This is a genomic window from Desulfobaculum sp. (genome assembly GCF_054921475.1).
This window is the reverse complement of sequence record NZ_JBUDSW010000002.1, coordinates 1-20,751: the sequence shown is the minus strand read 5'-3', so window position 1 is coordinate 20,751 and position 20,751 is coordinate 1. Positions and strand designations below refer to the sequence as shown.

At 59.7% G+C, this 20,751-nt stretch carries 16 protein-coding genes and 1 tRNA gene; 15 read left to right on the top strand and 2 right to left on the bottom strand.

The genetic code is table 11. From position 1 onward, the window contains the following. Positions 1 to 22: 22 nt before the first annotated feature. Entirely contained in the window at positions 23 to 1,198 is a 1,176-nt protein-coding gene (locus ACY69P_RS00285; RefSeq protein ID WP_459900188.1) for a homocysteine biosynthesis protein, read from the bottom strand. 255 nt (positions 1,199 to 1,453) lie between these two features. On the opposite strand from ACY69P_RS00285, the gene ACY69P_RS00280 reads away from it, so the two are divergent. The 8 genes from ACY69P_RS00280 (at position 1,454) to ACY69P_RS00245 (ending at position 13,375) form a co-directional block, all read left to right on the top strand. After that, on the top strand, positions 1,454 to 2,773 hold the full coding sequence (locus ACY69P_RS00280; protein ID WP_459900186.1) for a DnaA ATPase domain-containing protein: 1,320 nt from the start codon (positions 1,454 to 1,456) through the stop codon (positions 2,771 to 2,773). Between the two features lie 118 nt (positions 2,774 to 2,891). Next, entirely contained in the window at positions 2,892 to 4,049 is a 1,158-nt protein-coding gene (dnaN, locus tag ACY69P_RS00275; protein WP_404844032.1) for a DNA polymerase III subunit beta, read from the top strand. Then, a complete protein-coding gene (gyrB, locus tag ACY69P_RS00270) occupies positions 4,049 to 6,448 on the top strand; it encodes a DNA topoisomerase (ATP-hydrolyzing) subunit B (protein WP_462326182.1) in 2,400 nt (799 codons plus the stop codon). The genes dnaN and gyrB overlap by 1 nt, the downstream gene beginning before the upstream one ends. A gap of 147 nt (positions 6,449 to 6,595) precedes the next feature. Further along, complete coding sequence (gene gyrA, locus ACY69P_RS00265; protein ID WP_462326181.1) at positions 6,596 to 9,073, top strand: DNA gyrase subunit A; 2,478 nt, start codon at positions 6,596 to 6,598, stop codon at positions 9,071 to 9,073. Beyond that, positions 9,063 to 9,839: a tetratricopeptide repeat protein gene (locus ACY69P_RS00260; protein WP_462326180.1), complete on the top strand. Its 777-nt coding sequence runs from the start codon at positions 9,063 to 9,065 to the stop codon at positions 9,837 to 9,839. The genes gyrA and ACY69P_RS00260 overlap by 11 nt, the downstream gene beginning before the upstream one ends. A gap of 1,244 nt (positions 9,840 to 11,083) precedes the next feature. Further along, a complete protein-coding gene (locus ACY69P_RS00255; protein WP_462326179.1) occupies positions 11,084 to 12,253 on the top strand; it encodes a peptidoglycan DD-metalloendopeptidase family protein in 1,170 nt (389 codons plus the stop codon). Positions 12,254 to 12,345: 92 nt separating this feature from the next. After that, on the top strand, positions 12,346 to 13,182 hold the full coding sequence (locus ACY69P_RS00250) for an outer membrane beta-barrel protein (protein ID WP_462326178.1): 837 nt from the start codon (positions 12,346 to 12,348) through the stop codon (positions 13,180 to 13,182). Between the two features lie 117 nt (positions 13,183 to 13,299). Continuing rightward, positions 13,300 to 13,375, top strand: a tRNA-Phe gene (locus ACY69P_RS00245). A 1,025-nt stretch (positions 13,376 to 14,400) separates the two neighbouring features. Here ACY69P_RS00245 and ACY69P_RS00240 read toward each other — a convergent pair. After that, positions 14,401 to 14,607 carry a hypothetical protein gene (locus ACY69P_RS00240; protein ID WP_462326177.1) on the bottom strand — a complete coding sequence of 69 codons (207 nt, stop codon included), beginning with the start codon at positions 14,605 to 14,607 and terminating at the stop codon, positions 14,401 to 14,403. Between the two features lie 226 nt (positions 14,608 to 14,833). On the opposite strand from ACY69P_RS00240, the gene ACY69P_RS00235 reads away from it, so the two are divergent. The 7 genes from ACY69P_RS00235 (at position 14,834) to ACY69P_RS00205 (ending at position 20,684) form a co-directional block, all read left to right on the top strand. After that, positions 14,834 to 16,723, top strand: coding sequence for an NADH-quinone oxidoreductase subunit 5 family protein (locus ACY69P_RS00235; RefSeq protein ID WP_459900174.1), 1,890 nt, complete (start codon positions 14,834 to 14,836; stop codon positions 16,721 to 16,723). Further along, complete coding sequence (locus ACY69P_RS00230) at positions 16,723 to 17,577, top strand: respiratory chain complex I subunit 1 family protein (protein WP_404844040.1); 855 nt, start codon at positions 16,723 to 16,725, stop codon at positions 17,575 to 17,577. Before ACY69P_RS00235 ends, ACY69P_RS00230 begins: the two co-directional genes overlap by 1 nt. A 3-nt stretch (positions 17,578 to 17,580) precedes the next feature. Next, positions 17,581 to 18,027 (top strand): NADH-quinone oxidoreductase subunit B family protein, encoded by a 447-nt coding sequence (locus ACY69P_RS00225; protein WP_404844041.1) that lies wholly within the window; start codon positions 17,581 to 17,583, stop codon positions 18,025 to 18,027. Positions 18,028 to 18,042: 15 nt separating this feature from the next. After that, positions 18,043 to 18,414: an NADH-quinone oxidoreductase subunit C gene (locus ACY69P_RS00220; protein WP_404844042.1), complete on the top strand. Its 372-nt coding sequence runs from the start codon at positions 18,043 to 18,045 to the stop codon at positions 18,412 to 18,414. A 9-nt stretch (positions 18,415 to 18,423) separates the two neighbouring features. Beyond that, positions 18,424 to 19,500, top strand: coding sequence for a hydrogenase large subunit (locus ACY69P_RS00215; RefSeq protein WP_459900172.1), 1,077 nt, complete (start codon positions 18,424 to 18,426; stop codon positions 19,498 to 19,500). A gap of 14 nt (positions 19,501 to 19,514) precedes the next feature. Then, positions 19,515 to 19,898 carry a 4Fe-4S dicluster domain-containing protein gene (locus ACY69P_RS00210; RefSeq protein ID WP_404844044.1) on the top strand — a complete coding sequence of 128 codons (384 nt, stop codon included), beginning with the start codon at positions 19,515 to 19,517 and terminating at the stop codon, positions 19,896 to 19,898. A gap of 324 nt (positions 19,899 to 20,222) precedes the next feature. Continuing rightward, positions 20,223 to 20,684, top strand: coding sequence for a pyridoxamine 5'-phosphate oxidase family protein (locus ACY69P_RS00205; protein WP_462326176.1), 462 nt, complete (start codon positions 20,223 to 20,225; stop codon positions 20,682 to 20,684). The last annotated feature ends 67 nt before the right edge of the window (positions 20,685 to 20,751 follow it).

The following is a 20,751-nucleotide window of genomic DNA, read 5'->3' as shown; positions in this document are numbered from 1 at the left end:
CGCAGGCGCTCCGGAACGTCGTCTAGGAGGAGGGAATCTCTTCCTGCGCTTCGGTGAGCTGGAATGTTCCGTCTTCGATCCATTTTTTGAGCTCGTTCGCCACTTCAAGGGAGCGGCTGTAGCTGGTCAGGGGGACGGTCTGCACGGTTTTGCCGTTGAGTTCAATCTCGCCGCTGACCAGTTCCGAGAACTTGGCGTGCTTGAGAATGCGCGGCAGGCCGTTGGGGTAGTCGTACCCGTAGTCCCTGATGGGCATATCGATATCGTCGTCACTGACGCCGGTGAACCATGCCATGTCCTCGTTGAGGATGGGGATGGGGATGCCAACGCCAAGGGCCAGCGAGCAGCCGTAGCCGGTGATGGAAACGCCGCGCACGTAGCGGGCGTCCATGCTCTTGAGGTCGCCCTTGAGCATGAGGGTTCCGGCCCCGGTCATGGGGATGCCGCGTTCGTTGCGCTTGGGCGCGGCGTCGTGCTGGGTGCCCGCGCCAAGAACATAGCCCACGCCGCCGCCGATGAAGATGCGCGTGCCAAGGCCGATGGTCTTCAGGTACGGGTCGTTGAACAGCGGGCTCAGTTGGCCTGCGGTGGCGTAGTTGGCGTTGCGCCCGCCCGGCTTGAGCGGCCCCATGTAGGTGTAGATGAGGCGGCTCGTCAGGTTCACGGCGCAGTTGTAGTTCTGGTAGCAGTTGCGCGGGTTGAGCAGCTCGGCAAAGGGCAGGTCCGCCAGCGTGATGTTTTTATCCAGCTCGCGGCGGGGGTAGCAGTCCGTGCCGTAGGCCGTGGCGCGCAGGTGGACGGCCTTGCCGCGGACAAGGTCTTCGATGACGTGGCCGCCGCCGTACTTGAACTGGCCGGGATAGACCTTGTTCAGCGGGTCGTCCTCGGTGGGCTCGGTGGCGCCGAGGTAGGAATCCACCGCCGCCAGACCGCCGTAGCAGGGCACGTCGTTCAGCCAGACGTTGGACGTGCGCATGGTGGGCGGATTTTTCTGGCCGATATTAAACAGCAGACCACTGGAACACATGGGCGAGAAGGTGCCGGTGGTTACGACGTCCACTTCTTTGGCCGCGGCGACTTTCCCCTTCTTGCGCACCACGTCCACCATCTCCTCTGCATTGAGGACGACGGCCTTGCCTTTGCGAATCTTTTCGTTGATTTCCTTAAGCGTCTTGTTCACTTCATGAGAGTGACTCATTGGGCTTCTCCTATGCTGAAAAATCACGTAAGCGGCAATCGTGGCCGATTCTGAAATGGAAGGCAATGCAAATTTGTGTGCAAAAGCGCGGGAAGCCGCTTGGATACTAGGTTTTTCCTTGGCTTTGGCGGTGTTTTGCGGTATAACGGCCCATACTTTTTCGAAGCAGCGAACACGTCCGCAACACACCGATTTTTCTCTCTTTTTTAACACACTTTGTTGTGGACTTTTTTCCCTCGCAAAGACCGGACACCAATGGATTCCGAATTGAAGAACATTTTGCGCGATCATCTGCTGAAAAACCACTCCGCGGATGAGCTCCGGCGCTGGTACGACCCCTTGCGACTCACGATGAACAGCGAGCAGACAGAGCTGTCCGTGGTCTTTCCCCACGCCTTTTTTTCGCAGTGGTTCGCAGGGAGTCATCAGGAGCGTTTTGAGCAGGAACTGCATGCGTTCTTTGCCGCGCCCGTGCGTCTGCGCTACGGGACCAACGGCAGTTCGGCCAAGGCGGCGCAGACCCCTGCCGCCGGCGAGGACGACGTGCGCACGCTGGATTACCCCTTCGGGCGCGAGTTCGCGTTTTCCAGCTTTGTGCAGAACAACAAAAACGCCTTCCCCATCATCTCCGCGCGGGAGGTGGCCAAACAGACGGACCCAACGTTTAATCCGTTCATCGTCTGCGGCCCCAGCGGCTCGGGCAAGACGCACCTGCTCAAGGCCATGGCCAACGAGCTGGCCCGCAATCATGGGCGCGAGAACGTCTTCTTCGGCTCCGTCGAGGATCTGCTCCACCTCTACGAAGGCGAATGCGGCGGCGACGCCATGAAGGCCCGGGCGCAGGTGTGCGGCTATACCTTCCTGCTGGTGGACGACCTGCACCTCCTTAAGGGGCACAGGGACTTCCAGAGCGAGATCCTGACCCTGTTCGACAGCTTCTACGACGCCCGCAAGCAGATGGTGTTTGGGTGCCTTGGCAACCTGCCCTCCTACGACTTCCTTGACCCCAAGCTCAAGTCGCGGCTGGAGTGGGGGCTTATCGTCGCGCTGGCGGAGCCGGACCTTGAAGTGCGCATTGCCTGTGTGGAGCGCTTTTGTCGTCAGAAACAGCTGGGCCTGTCGCGCGAGCGGCAGCTCACCGTGGCGCAGCGCTTTACGGATCTGCGGTTTTTGCAGGGCGTGCTTTTAAAGCTCTACGCGTACAAGGAATTCGTCAGTACGGAGTTTTCGGACAGTGATTTTGACCGCATCATCGCCCAGTCGGACGATGGCGCGCGCGGGGACGTGGACCCGCAAACCATTCTTGACGTGGTGGCGGCCTTTTATGGCTTGAGCCTGAGCGACCTGAAGGGCGCAAGGCGGCACCACAACATCGTGCGGGCGCGGCAGGTGGCCATGTACCTGAGCCGCGACATCCTGCAGACCTCCTACCCCGCCCTTGGGCGGCAGTTTGGAGGGCGCGACCATTCCACGGCGCTGTACGCCGTGAAGAAGGTGCGCACCCTCATGGCCGAAGACGTGCACTTCAAGGACCAGGTCGAGACACTGCGAAAGCGCTGTCTCGCGGACGACTAACGGTCGTGGTCATGCACAATATACCAGCCCGACAGCGGGCCGGACGGAAGATTACGAGTGGCTGCCGCACAGTTTGCGGCCGCGATATTTGTTTCAGTTTTCACGCAAGGAGAAGACGATGTTTCTGAAGGTGTTCCGGGATGACATCATCGAAGGCCTGCAGAAGTCGGCAAGCATCATTCCCGCCAAGACCGGCGCGGCATTTTTGAGAACCATTTGGCTGAAGGTGGACGGCGGCGCCCTGCGCATTATGTCCACGGACTCCAATTTGGAATTTTGCGGCACCTATACGGCAGAAATCATTGAGGAAGGCCTTGTCGGCGTGCAGGGACGGTCCTTTTACGACCTCATCCGCAAGCTGCCTCCGGGACAGATCACCCTCAAGGCGGACGACGAGGGCCAGCACCTTTCCATCCAGCAGGGAAGCCGTAAATACAAGCTGCCCACCAACGAAAAAAGCTGGTTCCAGAACTTTTCGGAATTCCCCGAGGAGAACTCTGTGTTCTGGGCCGGGGATTTTCTGCAGGAGCTCATCGACAAGACCGCCTACTGCATCAGCGATGAAGACACCATGGAAGCCATCGCCTGCCTGAGCCTGATGCCCGACAAGACCACGCAGCACATTGAGTCCTGCGGGCTGAACGGCCATCAGTTCGCCATGCTGCGCTTTTTGCACGACGACCTGCGCGACATGCTCCCCGACGGCGGCGTGCTCATTCAGAAAAAGTACTTGGTGGAACTGAAAAAGTGGCTCTCCGGCGACGAGATTGAGCTGAACATCGACAACAAGCGTCTTTTCTTCCGCACCGCGGACAAGAAGGAGACCTTCAGTCTGCCGCTGTCCTTCTACCAGTATCCGGACTACCACACCTTCCTCGATAAGATTGCCGAGGACGGCGTGTCCGAGATGACGGCGGACCGTCTGGAACTCATTGATGCCCTTGAGCGCATCATCATTTTCAATACCGAGAACAACCGCTGCGCGTATTTCCAGCTCGGCGGCGAACTTGTGATCTACAGTCAGGGACAGGACGTCGGAACCGCGTCCGAATCCCTCGACGTCGACTTCACGGGCGACCTGAAAAAAATTGCGTTCCCCACGCGCAACCTTATCGAAATCCTCAATCATTTCTCCTCGGATAAGGTGAACTTCAAGCTGACCGGCGCGGAAGGGCCTTGCGGCGTCTGCGGCGAGGACGATCCCGAATATCAGGTCATCATCATGCCCATGAAGATCGTGGAAGAAACGTATTACAGCGAGGAAGGCACCGAATAATGACCCAGCCCAAGCAATATAATGCGGAAAGCATCACCATTTTGGAGGGCTTGTCCGCAGTTCGAAAACGCCCAGCCATGTACATCGGTTCCACCGATGCGCGCGGCTTGCACCACTTGGTGTACGAGGTGGTGGACAACTCCATTGACGAAGCCATGGCGGGCTATTGCGATACCATCATCGTCAACCTGCACATCGACAACAGCGTCACCGTCATGGACAACGGCCGTGGTATTCCCGTGGATATGCATCCCAAGGAAAACCGCCCCGCCGTTGAAGTCGTCATGACCGTACTCCACGCCGGGGGCAAGTTTGATAACGACTCCTACAAGGTTTCCGGCGGCCTGCACGGCGTTGGCGTCTCCTGCGTGAACGCCCTGGCCGAGTATTTGGAAGTCACCGTCCGCCGCGACGGCAAAAAGTGGTTCCAGAAGTACGAGCGCGGTGTTCCGGCAACCCAGCTGAAGAACATTGACGACGCTGTGGACTCCGGCACCATGATCCGCTTCCGCCCGGACGAAGAGATTTTCGAGACGAACCAGTTCCAGTACGACGTGCTGCGTAAGCGCTTTGAGGAGCTGGCGTACCTCAATCCCGGCCTGACCATCGACTTCCGCGACGAGCGCACCCAGCGCAGCGACGTGTTCAAGTTCGACGGCGGCATTGGACAGTTCGTGGCCGACCTCAACTCCGGCTCCACGGGCATCCACCAGACGATTTCCGCTTCTGCGGAAGTGGAGAGCATCTCCATCGACTTTGGCATGCAGTACAACACCTCCTACAAGGAAGTGATGCTGACCTTTGCCAATAACATCCGCACCAAGGAAGGCGGCACGCACCTGATGGGCTTCAAGTCCGCTCTGACGCGTGCCATCAACGCCTATATTCAGAACTCGGACCTGCCCAAAAAGCTCAAGGCCAAGCTCTCCGGCGACGACGTGCGCGAGGGCCTGACCGCCGTGGTCAGTGTGAAGCTGCCCGCGCCGCAGTTTGAAGGCCAGACCAAGACCAAACTTGGCAACTCCGAGGTCTCCGGCCTTGTGTCCGGCATGGTGTACGACAAGCTGAACACCTTCTTTGTGGAGAACCCCAAGGACGCCCGCGCCATCATCGAAAAGGTGGTGGACGCCCACCGCGCCCGCGAAGCCGCGCGAAAGGCCAAAGACCTTGTACGACGCAAGGGCGCGCTGTCGGACAACTCCCTCCCCGGCAAACTGGCGGACTGCCAGACCAAGAAGCCCGAGGAGTCCGAGCTGTTCATCGTTGAGGGCGACTCCGCCGGCGGCTCTGCCAAGCAGGGACGCGACCCCCGCATTCAGGCCATTTTGCCCTTGCGCGGCAAGATTCTGAACGTGGAGCGCACCCGCTTTGACAAGATGCTTGGCAACAAGGAAATCAAGGCCCTTATCACCGCCATGGGCGCTGGTATCGGTCAGGGTGAGGACGAGATTGAGCTGGACAAGCTGCGCTACCACAAAATCGTCATCATGACTGACGCCGACGTGGACGGCGCGCACATCCGGACGCTGCTGCTCACCTTCTTCTTCCGCCACTATCCGCAGCTTATCGAGCATGGCTATCTCTACATCGCTCAGCCTCCGCTCTTCCGCGTGCACAAGGGCAAGTTTGAGAAGTACATCAAGGATGAGGGCGAATACGCCGGCTACCTGCTGGAGCGCATCGCCGGCGATATCGAAGTGCACTCCATGGGCTGCGACGAGCCGCGCGTGTTCCGCACCGCGACGTTGGTGCGCTTGATGAACAAGATCAACTTCCTGCGCGACAAGACCCTTGAGGCCGAACAGCTCGGCATTGGCGAGGACCTGTTCCACAAGCTGCTCGCCTTTGACGTGAAGCTGACCCCCGCCTCCCTCGACAACGGCGAGTTTGAGACGCTGAAGGCCTACATCGGCGAGCGTGGCTACTCTGCCGAGTTGGAACTCTCCGACGATGGGCTGGAAAGCCGCCGCTATGTCATCTTTGACAACGGCAAGGGCCACCGCACGCGCATTGGCGTGGAGTTCTTCAACTCCAAAATCTTCAAGCAGAGCTATGACCGCTTCGCCGCCGTCATGGACCAGTGCGGTTCCCATGACTTCCAGCTGGTCAAGAAGGACTCCACGGACACCATCTCCGGCATCTTCAACCTGCTGGACGCCGTGTTTGCCGAGGCGCACAAGGGCATCAACATCCAGCGCTATAAGGGCCTGGGTGAAATGAACCCCGAACAGCTGTGGGAAACCACCATGAACCCCGAGCAGCGTACCATGCTGCAGGTCACCGTGGACGACGCCGCCGAGGCGGACGAGCTGTTCTCGGACCTGATGGGCGATCAGGTGGAGCCGCGCCGCCAGTTCATTGAACGCAACGCACTGGCTGTAGGCGACTTGGACATCTAAGGCCACGCCCTGCGCATTTGCGCGGCATGGCCATGACACACCTGCCCGGCGCGGTTTGCGCCGCCGCAGGGATGACAGTTTTTCGGCAGGACCGCCCGCCCCGCTTTGGCGGGTGGGCGGCTCCCCGGATTAATCCCCGCCCGGAGCATGGCTCCGGCAAGCTTGCGAGGGAGAAGCGTGGAAAACCCGACAATCAGTATTGAACAGGAAATACAGCGATCATACCTTGAGTATTCGCTGTCGGTCATTATCGGCCGAGCCATCCCGGACGTGCGCGACGGCCTGAAGCCCGTGCACAGGCGCATCATGTATGCCCAGCATGAGCTCGGCAACACCTACAACAGGGCGTACAAGAAATCCGCCCGTGTTGTTGGTGACGTCATCGGTAAATACCACCCCCATGGCGACTCCGCCGTGTACGACGCCTTGGTGCGTATGGCGCAGGACTTTTCCATGCGCGATCCGCTGGTGGATGGACAGGGTAACTTCGGCTCCATCGACGGCGACTCCGCCGCGGCCATGCGTTACACCGAAGCCCGTATGTCCCGCCTTGCCGGTGAGTTCCTCTCGGATATCGAGAAGAACACCGTCGACTTCCGCCCCAACTACGATAACTCCCTGCAGGAACCCGAGGTTCTGCCCACCAAGGTGCCGAATCTGCTCCTCAATGGTTCCGCGGGTATCGCCGTTGGTATGGCGACCAATATTCCGCCCCACAACCTTGGTGAGCTCATCGACGCGCTGCTGTACCTGCTGGACCACTCGTCCTGCTCGTCCCGCGACCTGATGCAGTTCATCAAGGGCCCGGACTTCCCCACCGGCGGCGTGGCCTACGTTGGCGAAGGCCTGACCGAGGCCTACACCACGGGCCGTGGCTCGGTGAAGATGCGCGGCACCCTCGCCGTTGAAGACCGTGGCAAGGGCCTTGAGTCCATCGTCATTACCGAGATTCCCTACGCAGTGAACAAGTCCACCCTCGTGGAAAAGATTGCCCTGCTGGTGCATGAGCGCCGCATTGAGGGCATCAGCGACCTGCGTGACGAATCCGACCGCCGCGGCATCCGCATTGTTATTGACCTCAAGCGCGGCACCATCCCGGACATCGTCATCAACGCCCTGTACAAGTACACGGCGCTGGAATCCTCCTTTGGCTTCAATATGATGGCCGTTGTGGATAACCGCCCGCAGCTGCTCACCCTCAAGGACATTCTGGCCCACTTCCTTGAGCACCGCCGCGAGGTTATCATCCGCCGCACCCGCTTTGACCTCAAGAAGGCCGAAGCCCGCGCCCATATTCTGGAAGGCCTGCGCATTGCGCTCGATAATATCGACGCCGTGGTCAAGACCATCCGCAGTTCCAAAACCGCTCAGGACGCCAAACAGGCGCTCATGGAGCAGTTCGAATTGTCCGACGTGCAGAGCCAGGCCATCTTGGACATGCGCCTGCAGCGTCTGACCAATATGGAGCACGAAAAGCTGCTGGAGGAATACCGGGAGCTGCTCAAGAAGATCGAATTCTTCAAGAGCATTCTGGAGAATGAAGACGTTCTTCTTGGCGTTATCCGCGACGAGCTGGACGCCCTCAAGAAGACCTACTCCACCCCGCGCCGCACCGTCATCGACGACCACGACCTGTCCGGCATCGACATCGAGGACCTGATCCCCGACGCCGACGTGGTCATCACGCTGTCCGAGCGCGGCTATATCAAGCGTACCGCCATGGAAAACTATTCCGCCCAGAAGCGCGGCGGCAAGGGCATCTTTGGCGTGCACACTTCGGACGGGGACTTCATCCTGAACTTCCTCGTCACCACGAACCACCAGTACATCCTGCTGTTCACCAACCGGGGCAAGATGCACCGCCTCAAGGTGCACCAGATTCCCGAAGGCAGCCGTACGGCCAAGGGCATGCACATTGCCAACCTGCTGCCGCTGGACAAGGACGAGTACGTGGTGGCATCGCTGACCGTGCGCGACTTTGCCGCGGACAGGAGCTTCCTGTTTGTGACCCGCAAGGGCATGGTGAAGCGCACGCATCAGGAGATGTACACCAACTGCCGCTCCACCGGCATTATTGCCGTCAACGTCCGCGAAAGCGACGACCTGTTGCAGGTTGTGGACGTGGGCCGCGAGGACGAGATTGTGCTGGTGACGCAGCATGGCTACGCCATCCGCTTTAGCGTTGCCGACGCCCGCGCCATGGGCCGTGGCACCGCTGGTGTGAAGGGCATCGCCCTGCGCAGCGGCGACCGCGTTGTGGCCGGTGTTGTGGTGACGCCTGATGAGCACAAGGACATCCTGACCGTGTCCGAAAAGGGCTACGGCAAGCGCTCCAGCCTTGACCTCTACCGCCTGCAGACGCGCGGCGGTAAGGGCATCATCACCATGCGCACCACGCCCAAGACCGGTTCCCTCATCGGGGCCATCATGGTCGAAAAGGACGACGACATCATTATGCTGACGTCCGAAAACAAGGTTATCCGCATCGGCGCTGGTGAAATCCGCAAGGTTGGCCGCGCCACGCAGGGTGTGCGCCTTGTCAGCATGGCCGATGACGGCCACGTGGTTGGCTTCGACATCGTCCGCGACAAGCAGATTGATGAAGCACGGAAGAATGAAGACTAAAACCGCCATTGCCTTTGTGCTGGCGTGTCTGCTCTGGGCGTGTTCTCCGCAGGCGGAGGACACCACCCTGTCCCGCGCCGACCGGGAATACGCTCAGGGCAACTATGTTCAGGCCGAGAACCTGTACCAGAACTACCTGCAATCCTCGCCGCAGGGCGATGCGCGGTGGAAGGTCTGGAACCGGCTGCTGGACATCTGTCTCGATATAAATGACTCGCCGCGCAAGGCCGCCACACTGCTGGAGGCTATGCTGCTGGAGTTCTCGGATGCCCCCGAGCGCTCCGCGCAGCTGACGCGGCAGCTTGCGGATGTGTATATGCGCATGCGCCAGTGGGATAAGGCGGCGGAAACGTGGCAGCACGCCCTTGCCGCCAATGCGGGCAACCCGGACAGGCTGTGGGAAATCTCCTTCAACCTTGGCAAGGTGTACCAGTATCAGGGGCGGTATGACCTCTCGCGCGACGCCATGCTGCAATGCGTGCAGGATGCCCCTGCTGACGCGCCCCGCGCCACCTGCATGTATGAACTGGCGCAGGCCTATTCCCTGCTCCAGAACAACGAGCAGGCCCGGGAGTGGCTGCACAAGGTCCGTGCGCAGCAGGCTGCGCCAGAGGAGCTGCGCGCCCGCGCCACGTTCCTGCTGGCGGAGATTGCCGTTTCGCAGGGCGAGCGGGAGAAGGCGCTGGAGTTGTTCTCCTCCATCCGCACCACGTACCCCAACCCCAAAGTCATTGAGACGCGCATCGGGCTGTTGGAGTCGAAATAGCTTCATCCCCGTGGGACTTCAGAGAAGACCATTCAAAGCCGCTCAGGTTCGCCTGAGCGGCTTTTTTTGTGGGCTGTTGCCGGGCGCTGGGCGGCGGCGTTTGGAGGGAAATGACGCGCTTTGTTGGGGACTGCGCTGTTGCGGTGAAACCGGAAGCCTGCGGCGCGGCGAAGGGCCACCCCTCCCTTGTTGGACTGCAGTGGAACATCCGTTGGAAGGTGGAAAATGTTTCTTATTTTACAAACTATTTCAGGATTTTATTTCAATTAGGAACATTTTGCACATTCGCCGTCCTTGGCACATCTAGAGTAGATGAAGAGGCGGGAACGCGGCCGGGAACAATGGGGGCAAGGCCCCACTGGGGCTGTTTGGGAAAAGGTGCTCGCATGTATGGGTGTGAGGCGACGCGGCCCCTGCCCTCCAAGAAATGATGTTTCTAATTTCCCTAAGGAAAAGAGAATGTTGTCGTGTTTATGAACAAAGCGCACATCCGGTCCGGGCGTGGGTGAGAATGTGCTGATGGGGGTGGCAGCGCGCCGCGCAGGGCCGGGGGCTGGCCTTGTGGTGAAAAGGATGTGTGATGTGAGGTGGTTGTGCAGTCAGTCTGTGCACGGTGTTGCACATGTTTGCACATTATATGTGCAGTCTTGTGCACCCAAATACTTGAGAAAATTTCACGCAAATTGCTAACATACTGATTTTGCAGAAAAATCGTGTTTGGCACGAAGGTTGATACAGAGAAGGCAGAAGGCGACGGGAAAAGCCTTCCCATAGCCACCTCCCAAGCTCTCTTTGTTCTCTACCGTGCTAGCGGTGCGGCGGCGGAAAATGCATACGACCCTCTCGGCCGCCGCACCGACGAGATATCAAACCTTCCTTGGTTTATTGGATAGAAGCCTCCTTCTTGCGATTGTGACGGCCGGGGCCGGCGACACCCCGGCCGTCACCTGTTTTTTGTCCCTGCGGAACGGGACCCTTTTCATGCCTCATCCCTCTGAAATTCTTTGTACCGCCAAAACTCCCTGAAATAGCACAAGGAATGCTGCTCCCTCGCGGATATCCGCCCCCGGCAAGGGGTGACAGAATCCGTGAAGACGAGTACAGGCACCTGTCCTGCGCCGTACTGGCGCGCCACCCCCTTCCAAGTAGCAGAGAGGATGATGCACCAAAGCCCCCAAGCTGAGTTAGGATTTCTCCGGTACGTCGTTGCGGCGTGTGTACTGTGCGGCCTGTTGCTGGCTGGTATGCCGCTTTCCGTTCACGCCGGCGAGGCGCAGCGCCCCGCCGCCACCGGTGATGCTGTGACGGTGCGCGATGGCACAGTACGCAGCGGCGACAGTGTATCCTCCTTGCTTGGCGACGTGCTCACCCCGCCTGAAATCTACGACCTGTCCAAACAGTGCCGGGGCGTCTTTCCGCTGACCAAACTCCGAGCCGGCCAGACCTACCGTGTGCAGTCCGGTCCCGAGGGATTCCATTCCTTCCGCTACGAGACTGACGAATGGGAATACCTGCTGGTGACCCGCGAAGATGCGGGGTTTTCCGCCAGTGTGCAGAAGACGCCCAGTGATGTGGTGGAGGAAACCATGCACGGCGAGGTGCGCCAGCGCCGCGCCTTCACCGCCGCCATGCGCGCCGCTGGCGGAGACCGTGGGCTGGCCCTGCGTCTGGCTGATATTTTTGCCTTCCGCTTCAATGCGTGGCGCGAGGTCCGAAAAGGCGACACCTTCACCCTGCTGGTGGAGAAGAAGTACCGCCGCGGCGAGTGTATAGGCTACGGCCGTATCCTTGCGGCGGCCTTCTTTCGCGGGGACACCGTCTATGAGGCGTTTTGGTTTAAAAATGATTCCGATGGCCGCGCGTCCTACTTCGACGCCGCCGGCAAGAATTTACAGCCCTACCTGCGTGCGCCTCTGGAAACCTATGAACTGGCGTCGGGCTTTGCTTCGCGCCGTTTGCATCCCGTGACAAAGCGCTGGCAGCCCCATTACGCCATTGACTACTCCGCCCCGCGCGGAACGCCGGTCTATGCCACCAGCGATGGCCGCATCGACCGCATGCGGCGCGACCGCAAGTCCGGGCGCTATCTTGCTATCGAGCATGAGGACGGCTACGAGTCGCTGTATTTGCACCTGACTGCCTATGCCAAGGATATCGCCGTTGGCGACCGTGTGGTGCAGGGGCAGGTGATTGGCTATGTGGGCAGCACAGGCTACGCGACCGGGCCACATCTTGATTTCCGGCTGAAGAAGAACGGGCGTTTGGTGAACCCGCGGGGCAACCGCTCCCTGACCTCACGTGATCTTACACGACACGAGATGCGGTATCTGCGCCGCCGCGTCATTGCCTCCCGTGTGCGGATGGGGACCACCCGTCTTGCGCACAATGATTCCCGCTTTTCCGCACAGATGTAGATGAATTGACCCTTGCCCGCGCATTTTCCGGGGCGCGTGGTGCCTCCCTGTGGTATTCTGAACGGAAACGTCCGGATCACGAGGAGGTGGCCATGAATCGCTTTCGTTGTGGTGGTGTTTTGGGGCTGGTCTTACTCTGTCTGGTGTACGCCTCGCCCGCTCTGGCGCAGGAGGAGTCCACCGACCCGGCGCTGCACCCTGCCCTGCGCAATACCGTGGAGCTTGGCTATGTGTACGCCAATGTGCGCTACCGAGAGCCGGGGGTCATGAAGGAGACGGGCAGTCTGCACGGCATCCGCCTGCGCGGCACTTACCATTGCTCGGCAGGATGGATGGGGCGCGGCGAAATGGAGTACGTTGGCGGCGGGCTGGACTATGACGGCCAGTATCAGGATGGCACGCCTATCACCCGCGACACCGAAGACTCCATGTTTCACCTGCGCGCCCTTGTCGGGTACGACATTCCCCTCAGTGACTGGGCGCTGACGCCCTTTGTCGGCCTTGGCTACCGCTATTGGTTCGATGAAATCGAAGGCGACGGCGGCTACGAGCGCGAAATCCGCTACCTGTATACGCCTGTCGGCGCGGAGCTTGCCACCCGGCGCGGCGAGTGGCGCTTTGGTTTGCGCGGGGAATACGACCTCTTTTGGGGCGGACGCGTGAAGAGCCACCTCAGTCAGGCCGACGCGCGCTACAATGACCCCACCAACGAGCAGGACGCTTTTGACGCGTGGGGCGTGCGTGCCGCGTGTTTTGCCGAATACCTCGGCGAGGGATGGAGCGTCTCCGTGGAGCCGTATTATCGCTATTGGGATGTGGAAGAATCCGACACCGCCACGCTGGAGATTACGGGCAGTGCCGATGGGACTGTGGTGGAGCCGCAGAACACCATGCGGGTGTTTGGGGTGGCTGTGATGGTGGGCTTCTAAGTCCTTTCGGGGAATATCCCCGCGTTACCGCGCCCCTGGGGCCATGAATTCCAAATTTTTTTCAAAAAGTGCTTGCCAACCAAATCGAGTTTGGCTAGGTATTCATCTCCGACGGGGGCCACGGTAGCTCAGTTGGTAGAGCAGGGGACTGAAAATCCCCGTGTCCGCAGTTCAATTCTGTGCCGTGGCACCACTTAGAGAATATGCCTCCGCGTGAAAGCGCGGAGGCTTTTTCTTTGCCCTGTGCCCGCCTTGCCGTCCCGCTGTGATGTCGGACGCTGTGCGCCGGGGAGTTCTCTCGTTCTGCCGCGTTCTGGCGGTATGGAGCGCTGTGCCGCTCCCCTGCCTTTGGGCGTGTTCCGCCCCTCCTTTTTCTGCCGCTTTGTCTCGATGTTCCTTTTCTGGCCCCGTGTGGTGCGCCAGATGTCCTCAGTCGCGTGATATGCGACGCTGTCCCTTTCCCTGTTTGCCGATTCTGTCCGCCCTGACCGCGCTCCGCGGTGTGCGTACCTTCCACTCTTCCCTCTTCTTTGTGCTTTGGCTGTTGTCTGTGCGGGCCGCTGGAGGCGGTGCTGCGCCAGTCTTGTGTCCTTCATCCCTCACCCTCGCGCCGTTATGACGCCGGACTGTGGACAGAGGTCCCCGGCGCGGGACTCGGCGCTCCCCCCCCGCCATGCGCTGTTTCCTCTGGTCCCGGTCAGTGGTGTCCCCTTGCTCAGGGGGGGAGTGTTGCTGTTCAGGGGGTCTGTTTCCCGGCCCCCTTCCCCCTCTTTGCGACATTTTGGACGCCGTGCCGTGTGGCTGTGTTGGCGCGCTGCGCCCTTCCGTCACTGCATTTCTTGGCATGGTTCTGTGCTGTAAAATATACATCTCTGCGCAATGTCTGTTGTGTGGTGTTGCCTGCGATGCTTTGCCGCTGCGCAGCACTGTATTTGCGTGAGCAGTTATACTTGTGCGCAACGGTTCCAGCGCCGTATTTTGCGTCTGATGACGGGAATTTTTAAAAAAAATGGCCCTGCACGCAGAAATCCGCGTTCTGTTTCCGATGACGTTACTCTGAATGCACTGTGCTCGTAAAAAGCGTTGCCCTTTCCGTATCGACGGAGATTGTGAACGCCGTCACAATGCGAAAAGAGTTCTTGCATCCCTTTGTCTCTGTATATCGGCCACAACAAACCCAGCACGCTTTTTCAAAAAGAAAGTGTCAGCTAGATGACACTACTGGCGCCGCCTCTCTGAAAATTGGCTTTCGCGGCTGGTGTTGGTTGAATATTCAGTCAACTGCTTGGAATGCGGTGTTTCGCCTTGTGTGTCCTGCATTTTCTCATGTTTGGCTGGTTGCGCGACCAAGAGAAAGGTACGCCGATTTCCTGTTGCCGCTGCGGCGTTCTTTTCGCGTGGAAAACTGTGCATGAAATTGAGCAAGATTCCTCCTCTTGACAATTGCAACATCTTGAATGCGTGTAAAAGCATACAAACAACGTTGACGCACCGCTGTATTTCTAATCTTTTGTTGACCTGTAACTGTTCATGTCATAAACAAGGGAGCCAGAAATCTTTAAAAGTTGAGATTTCAAGGACTTGTCCCGGTCAGTGGGAGGCCGGGTTGGCTGTGGGATACGATTGGCGGAACATTTTAAAAGAGGTCGTCATGTCCAATCTGTTAGTGCTTCTTGTTCTTCTTCCATTCGTGGCGGGCATTGCGTGCATGTTCCTGCGTGCAAGTTTTGTCCGGTCACTGGTCGTTACGGGTATGGGCGGCATTCTGGCCGTCGCCTCCATCGCCCTGCTTACGGCGGGGACGTTCACCTATAGCCCGCCAGCGGGCTGGGGAACGCTGGTCGCGGTGGCGGATTTCGCCCTGTTGTTCCTTATTTTGTACTACGCATTCAAACACAACAGCCTGCTCATCAAGGTGTTTACCGTCACGCAGATTGTGCTGCTGGCCATTTTTGAGCTGTTTGTGGTGGACCATGCGCAGGTTCCGGCGTTTTATGCCGACCAGCTTTCGCTGGTGATGGTGCTGGTTATCTCCATCATCGGCTCGCTCATCTGCATCTACGCCATCCCCTACATGAACAAGCACGAGGAGCATCTGCATCTGGAGACGTCCAGACAGCCCCGCTTCTTCATGTTCATGATTCTTTTCCTTGGCGCCATGAACGGCTTGGTCCTCGCCAACAACATCATGTGGCTGTACTTCTTCTTCGAGGTCACCACCTTCTGTTCCTTCATGCTCATCGGGCATGACGGCAGCGAGATTGCCATCCGCAACAGCGTGCGCGCCCTGTGGATGAACAGCCTTGGCGGCGTCGCCTTCGTCATCGGTATGATCTGGGCCTACAACGTCACCGGAACGCTGGACCTGCAGCAGATTATCGCTGCCGGACCTGCGGTGAGCGCGCTGATGATTCCGCTGGCCTTCATCTGTCTGGCCGGGTTCACCAAGGCCGCGCAGGTGCCCTTCCAGAGCTGGCTGCTCGGCGCCATGGTTGCCCCCACTCCGGTTTCCGCCCTGTTGCACTCCAGCACCATGGTCAAGGCCGGTGTGTACGTGGTTCTGCGCATCGCTCCGGCGTTTGCGGGCAGCTTCGTCTCCGACGGTGTGGCCCTGTGTGGCGCCTTCACCTTTGTGGCCTGCGCCGCGCTGGCCATCAGCCAGTCCAACGGCAAGAAGATTCTCGCCTACTCCACGGTGTCCAACCTTGGCCTCATCATCGCCTGTGCGGGCATCAACACCCCCGCGGCGCTGACGGCGGCCATCTTGCTCATCATCTTCCATGCGGTGTCCAAGTCGCTGATGTTCCTGTGCGTTGGCACTATCGAGCAGGAAATCGGCTCCCGCGATATCGAAGACATGCGCGGCCTGTACAACCGCATGCCCCGCACCACCATCCTTGCCGTCATCGGCATCCTGACCATGATTCTGCCGCCCTTTGGCGTGCTGCTGGCGAAGTGGCTGGCCATTGAGTCTGCGGCGGGCAACCTGTTCGTGGTGGTGATGATGGCCCTTGGCTCTGCCCTCACCGTTATCTACTGGGCGCGCTGGGCCGGCATGATGCTGTCCACCGCCGGCGCCGACAAGCCCGCGACGGAGCGTCAGGAAACCTTCATCCGCATGCCGCTGACCCTGCTGGCGGGCGCGGCCGTGGTGCTGTCCCTCGCTGCTCCGGTTATCTACTCCAGCCTTGTGCAGCCCCTGTTCTCCGCGCCGCCCCTTGAGAGCGCCGGAGGCATCCTCACCGGGCCTATGGGCGCGTTTGCGGTGTACCCCCTGTTCTTCATCCTTGGCGCGGGCTTCCTGTACGCCCTGCGCGCGGCCAAGAAGGCCCGCACCATCGAGCCGACGGCGGCCTACATGGGCGGCCTGCAGATTGGCGACATCAAGGACGCCACCTTCAACGGCCCCATGAATGCGCCGGTGAAGCTTGAGGCTGGGAACTATTACATGAATGCGGTCTTCGGCGAGAATGTGCTGACCACACCGGTCAACATTGCCGCCATCGCCCTGATCGTGCTGATGATGGGAGGGGCGCTGTAATGATCACGAAAATCATACTCGCACTGATTGGTCTTGTTGTTGCGCCGCTTATCGGCGGCCTCATCGCCGGTCTGGACCGCAAGGTCACGGCATGGTTTCAGTCCCGGCAGGGACCGCCCATCATGCAGGCCTTCTACGATGTGGCCAAACTGTTTGGGAAGGAGAAGATGGTCGCCAACGTGTGGCAGGTGTTCTGCGCGTGGGTGTACCTTGTGGCCGCCGCCCTGTCCGTGGTGCTCTTCTTCGTCCAGTCCGACCTGCTGCTGATTTTCTTCGTGCAGGCCATTGGCGCGGTGTTCCTGGTCATGGGCGCTATGAGTGTGCCCTCGCCCTACTCGCAGATTGGCGCCCAGCGTGAACTGATTCAGGTGCTCACCTACGAGCCGCTGCTCATCCTTGTGTTCGTCAGCATCTTTATGGTGACGGGCAGCTTTAACATCAGCGACATCATGGCGACGCAGCAGCCTCTGCTGCTCAAGCTGCCGCTCATGTTCATCGTGCTGGGCTACGCGCTGACCATCAAGCTGAGAAAGTCGCCCTTTGACTTCTCCACCTCGCACCACGGCCATCAGGAACTGGTGAAGGGCGTGCTCACTGAGTACTCCGGCCCGTTCCTTGGCCTGATCGAGCTGGCCCATTGGTACGAAACCATCTTCGTCCTTGGCATCTGCGCCCTGTTCTGGACCACCAGCTGGTACGGCATGGGTCTGCTTTTGGTGGCGGTGTACTTTGCGGAAATCGTCATCGACAACACTATGGCCCGCATGACCTGGCGCTGGATGCTCAAGTACGTCTGGAGCGTTGGCCTGGCCATGTCCTTCGTGAACCTCATCTGGCTGCACGCCGCGAGTTAAGTCATGATCAAGTCATTCATCGAGAAGTCGCGCATCAAGTCCCCGTGGATCATGCACTTCGACTGCGGGAGCTGTAACGGTTGTGATATTGAAACGCTGGCCTGCCTGACCCCCTTGTACGACGTGGAACGCTTTGGCGTCGTCAACGTGGGCAACCCCAAGCATGCTGACATTTTGCTTGTGACGGGCACGGTCAACCACCGCAACAAGAAGGTTCTCAAGAACATCTATGACCAGATGCCCGACCCCAAGGCGGTTATCGCCATTGGCGCATGTGGCACCACCGGCGGCGTGTTCCGCGAGTGCTACAACGTGCTGGGGGGCATTGATAAGGTCATCCCCGTTGATGTCTACGTACCCGGCTGTCCGGCCAAACCGGAAGCCATCATTGATGGCGTTGTGCTGGGGTTGCAGAAGTTCGCCGAAAAGGTCGAAGCCCAGAAGGCATAGTCTCAGGAGAAAGCTGTGATTGAGAATCTGAAAGAGGTCACGAAAGAGACCGTCGCCAATGAGATACTGATGCTCAAGAACGACGGCTACCGGCTGGTCGCCATGTCCTGCACCGAGGTGGACGACGACACTGTGGACATCCTCTACCACATGGACAAGGACCTGGAGCTCGTCAACCTGCGCATGATGGCCGAAAAGGCCAAACCCGTGCCCAGCATCAGCGGCATCTACTTCTGCGCCATGCTTTCCGAAAACGAGATGCGCGACCAGTTCGCCCTCGACTTCGACGGGCTGGTGCTGGACTTCAACCGCTCGCTGCTGCTGGATGAAGAAATATCCACCACGCAGGTTCCCCTGACCAATAACGTCAAGATCACCAAACAGTAAGGATTCGACATGGCCAAGACGGTAATCCCCTTCGGTCCCCAGCACCCGGTCCTGCCGGAGCCGATCCACCTGAAGCTGGTGGTCGAAGACGAAATTGTGACGGAAGCTGTACCCGCACTGGGTTTTGTGCATAGAGGTCTGGAGAAGCTGACCGAGATCCGCGACTACCACCAGATGATTCAGGTGGTGGAACGTGTGTGCGGCATCTGCTCCTGCATCCATGCCATGACCTACTGCGAATGCCTCGAAAAGCTCCTTGGGCTGCAAGTGCCGGACCGCGCACAGCATCTGCGCGTTATTTGGTCCGAGCTGCACCGCATGCACAGCCACCTGCTGTGGCTGGGCCTGTTTGCGGATGCCTTCGGCTTTGAGGCGCTGTTCCAGCAGTTCTGGAAAATCCGTGAAAAGATCATGGACATCAACGAAGCCACCGCGGGCAACCGCGTTATCGTGTCCGTGAACGTGGTTGGCGGCGTGCGTCAGGACCTTTCGCCTGAGCAGTGCCGCTGGATTCTCAGCGAGTTGGACGAGGCCGAAAAGGCCATCCGCGAGCTGACCAACACCATTTTGAACGACTACACCGTGAAGTCCCGCACCGTTGGCAAGGGCGTCCTGACGCCGGAAATGGCCATCGAAACCGGCGCATGCGGCCCGACCCTGCGCGGCTCCGGCATTGCGCAGGACTGCCGCCAGCTCAAGTACGAGTGCTTTGACCGCATCGACTTTGAGCCTGTGGTCTACACGGAATGTGACTCCTGGGCGCGCAGCGCGGTTCGCTTTGACGAAACGCTGCAGTCCATCGACCTTGTGCGTCAGGCCATCTCGCGTCTGCCCGAGGGCGATCTGGCCACGAAATTCAAGGGCCACCCCGAGGGCGAAATCGTGCACCGCACGGAACAGCCCCGCGGCGAGCTGCTCTATTACATTAAGGCCAGCGGCAAGAAGTACCTTGACCGCGTGCGCATCCGCACCCCCACATTCGCGAACATTCCGCCCCTGCTCGCCATGGTGGGCGGCATTGAACTGGCGGATGTACCCGTCGTGGTTCTGTCCATCGACCCGTGCATCTCGTGTACGGAACGATAACGGAGGACACCGCTATGATGAATATGACGCCGACAGTGCTGAGGAACCTCTTCACCAAAAAGGCCACGCGCTTGTATCCCTTTGAGGTTCGCGAGCCGTTTAAGAAATACCGCGGCGAACTGGTGAATAATATGGAGACGTGTACCTTCTGCACCCTGTGCTCCAAGAAGTGCCCGTCCCAGTGCATCACCGTGGACCGCAAGGCCGGAACGTGGGACCTGGACCCGTATGCCTGCATTGGCTGCGGCATCTGCGTGCAGAGCTGTCCCGTGTCCAGCCTGTCAATGACCAACGACCATAAAAAGCCTGCCGCCCAAAAGGCGATGGTGAATATGCAGGGAACGCCGCCCAAGCCCAAGAAAAAGGCGGCGCCCAAGGCTGACCCCAAGGTCTCGTAACGGCCTCCCTGTGGTCGTCTTGTCGACACGACATGGCCCCTCCCGCGTACGCGCAGGAGGGGCCGCGTTGTTTGTATGGGCAGGCTTTTTGTTCGGGGCGTTTCGCTCCTGCGCCGGAGTGTGGTAGGCTCCTCGTGTCTGGACCGCCGTGGCCGTGCCGGGCGCGTGTGGCGGGGTGCTGTGGGGCGCGCAAAGCGCTTTATCCTTCCCTTACCCACGCCGCGCCGTGATTGGCGGCCAAGGCCCCGCATGCCCTGTAGCGTGGCGGCATGTGCCATGGTCCAGACGGCTCCGCTGCCCTGCATCCACCGGAGGTTCCCCGCTATGCTTGAACACTGCGTTGCCGTGCTCACCGGCCATTCCCTGTGCGTCCTCGCCACAGCTGGGCCTGATGGCCCGCACACCTCGCTGATGACCTATGTTGTGCCCATTCCGCCCCGCGCCATGTACCTTGTTACGTCCAAGGACAGTGCCAAGTGGCGCAATATCCAGCAGAGCCCTGCCGTGAGCCTGCTTGTGGATACCCGCCTCAAGTCCTCTGACGACCGCTCGCGCATTCAGGCGCTCACGGTCCGCGGGACGGCCAGCGCCGTGGACCACCCGCAGGAGCGCGCCAAGGCCGCCGCGGAATTGGAACGCGTCAATCCGGGGCTGGAGCACTTTCTCAGCCAGCCGGACTGCGTTGTCTTCCGCGTGGATATTGCGTCCTTCCAGCTGTTGTCCGGCGTTGCCGAGCAGTTTCATTACGCTCTTGAACCGCCGCGTGAGGCCGCGCCTAGCACGTAGCCTACGCGATAGCCCAGTACACAGAACGCCCCGTTTCGCCCTGCATGCAGTGGCGGGACGGGGCGGT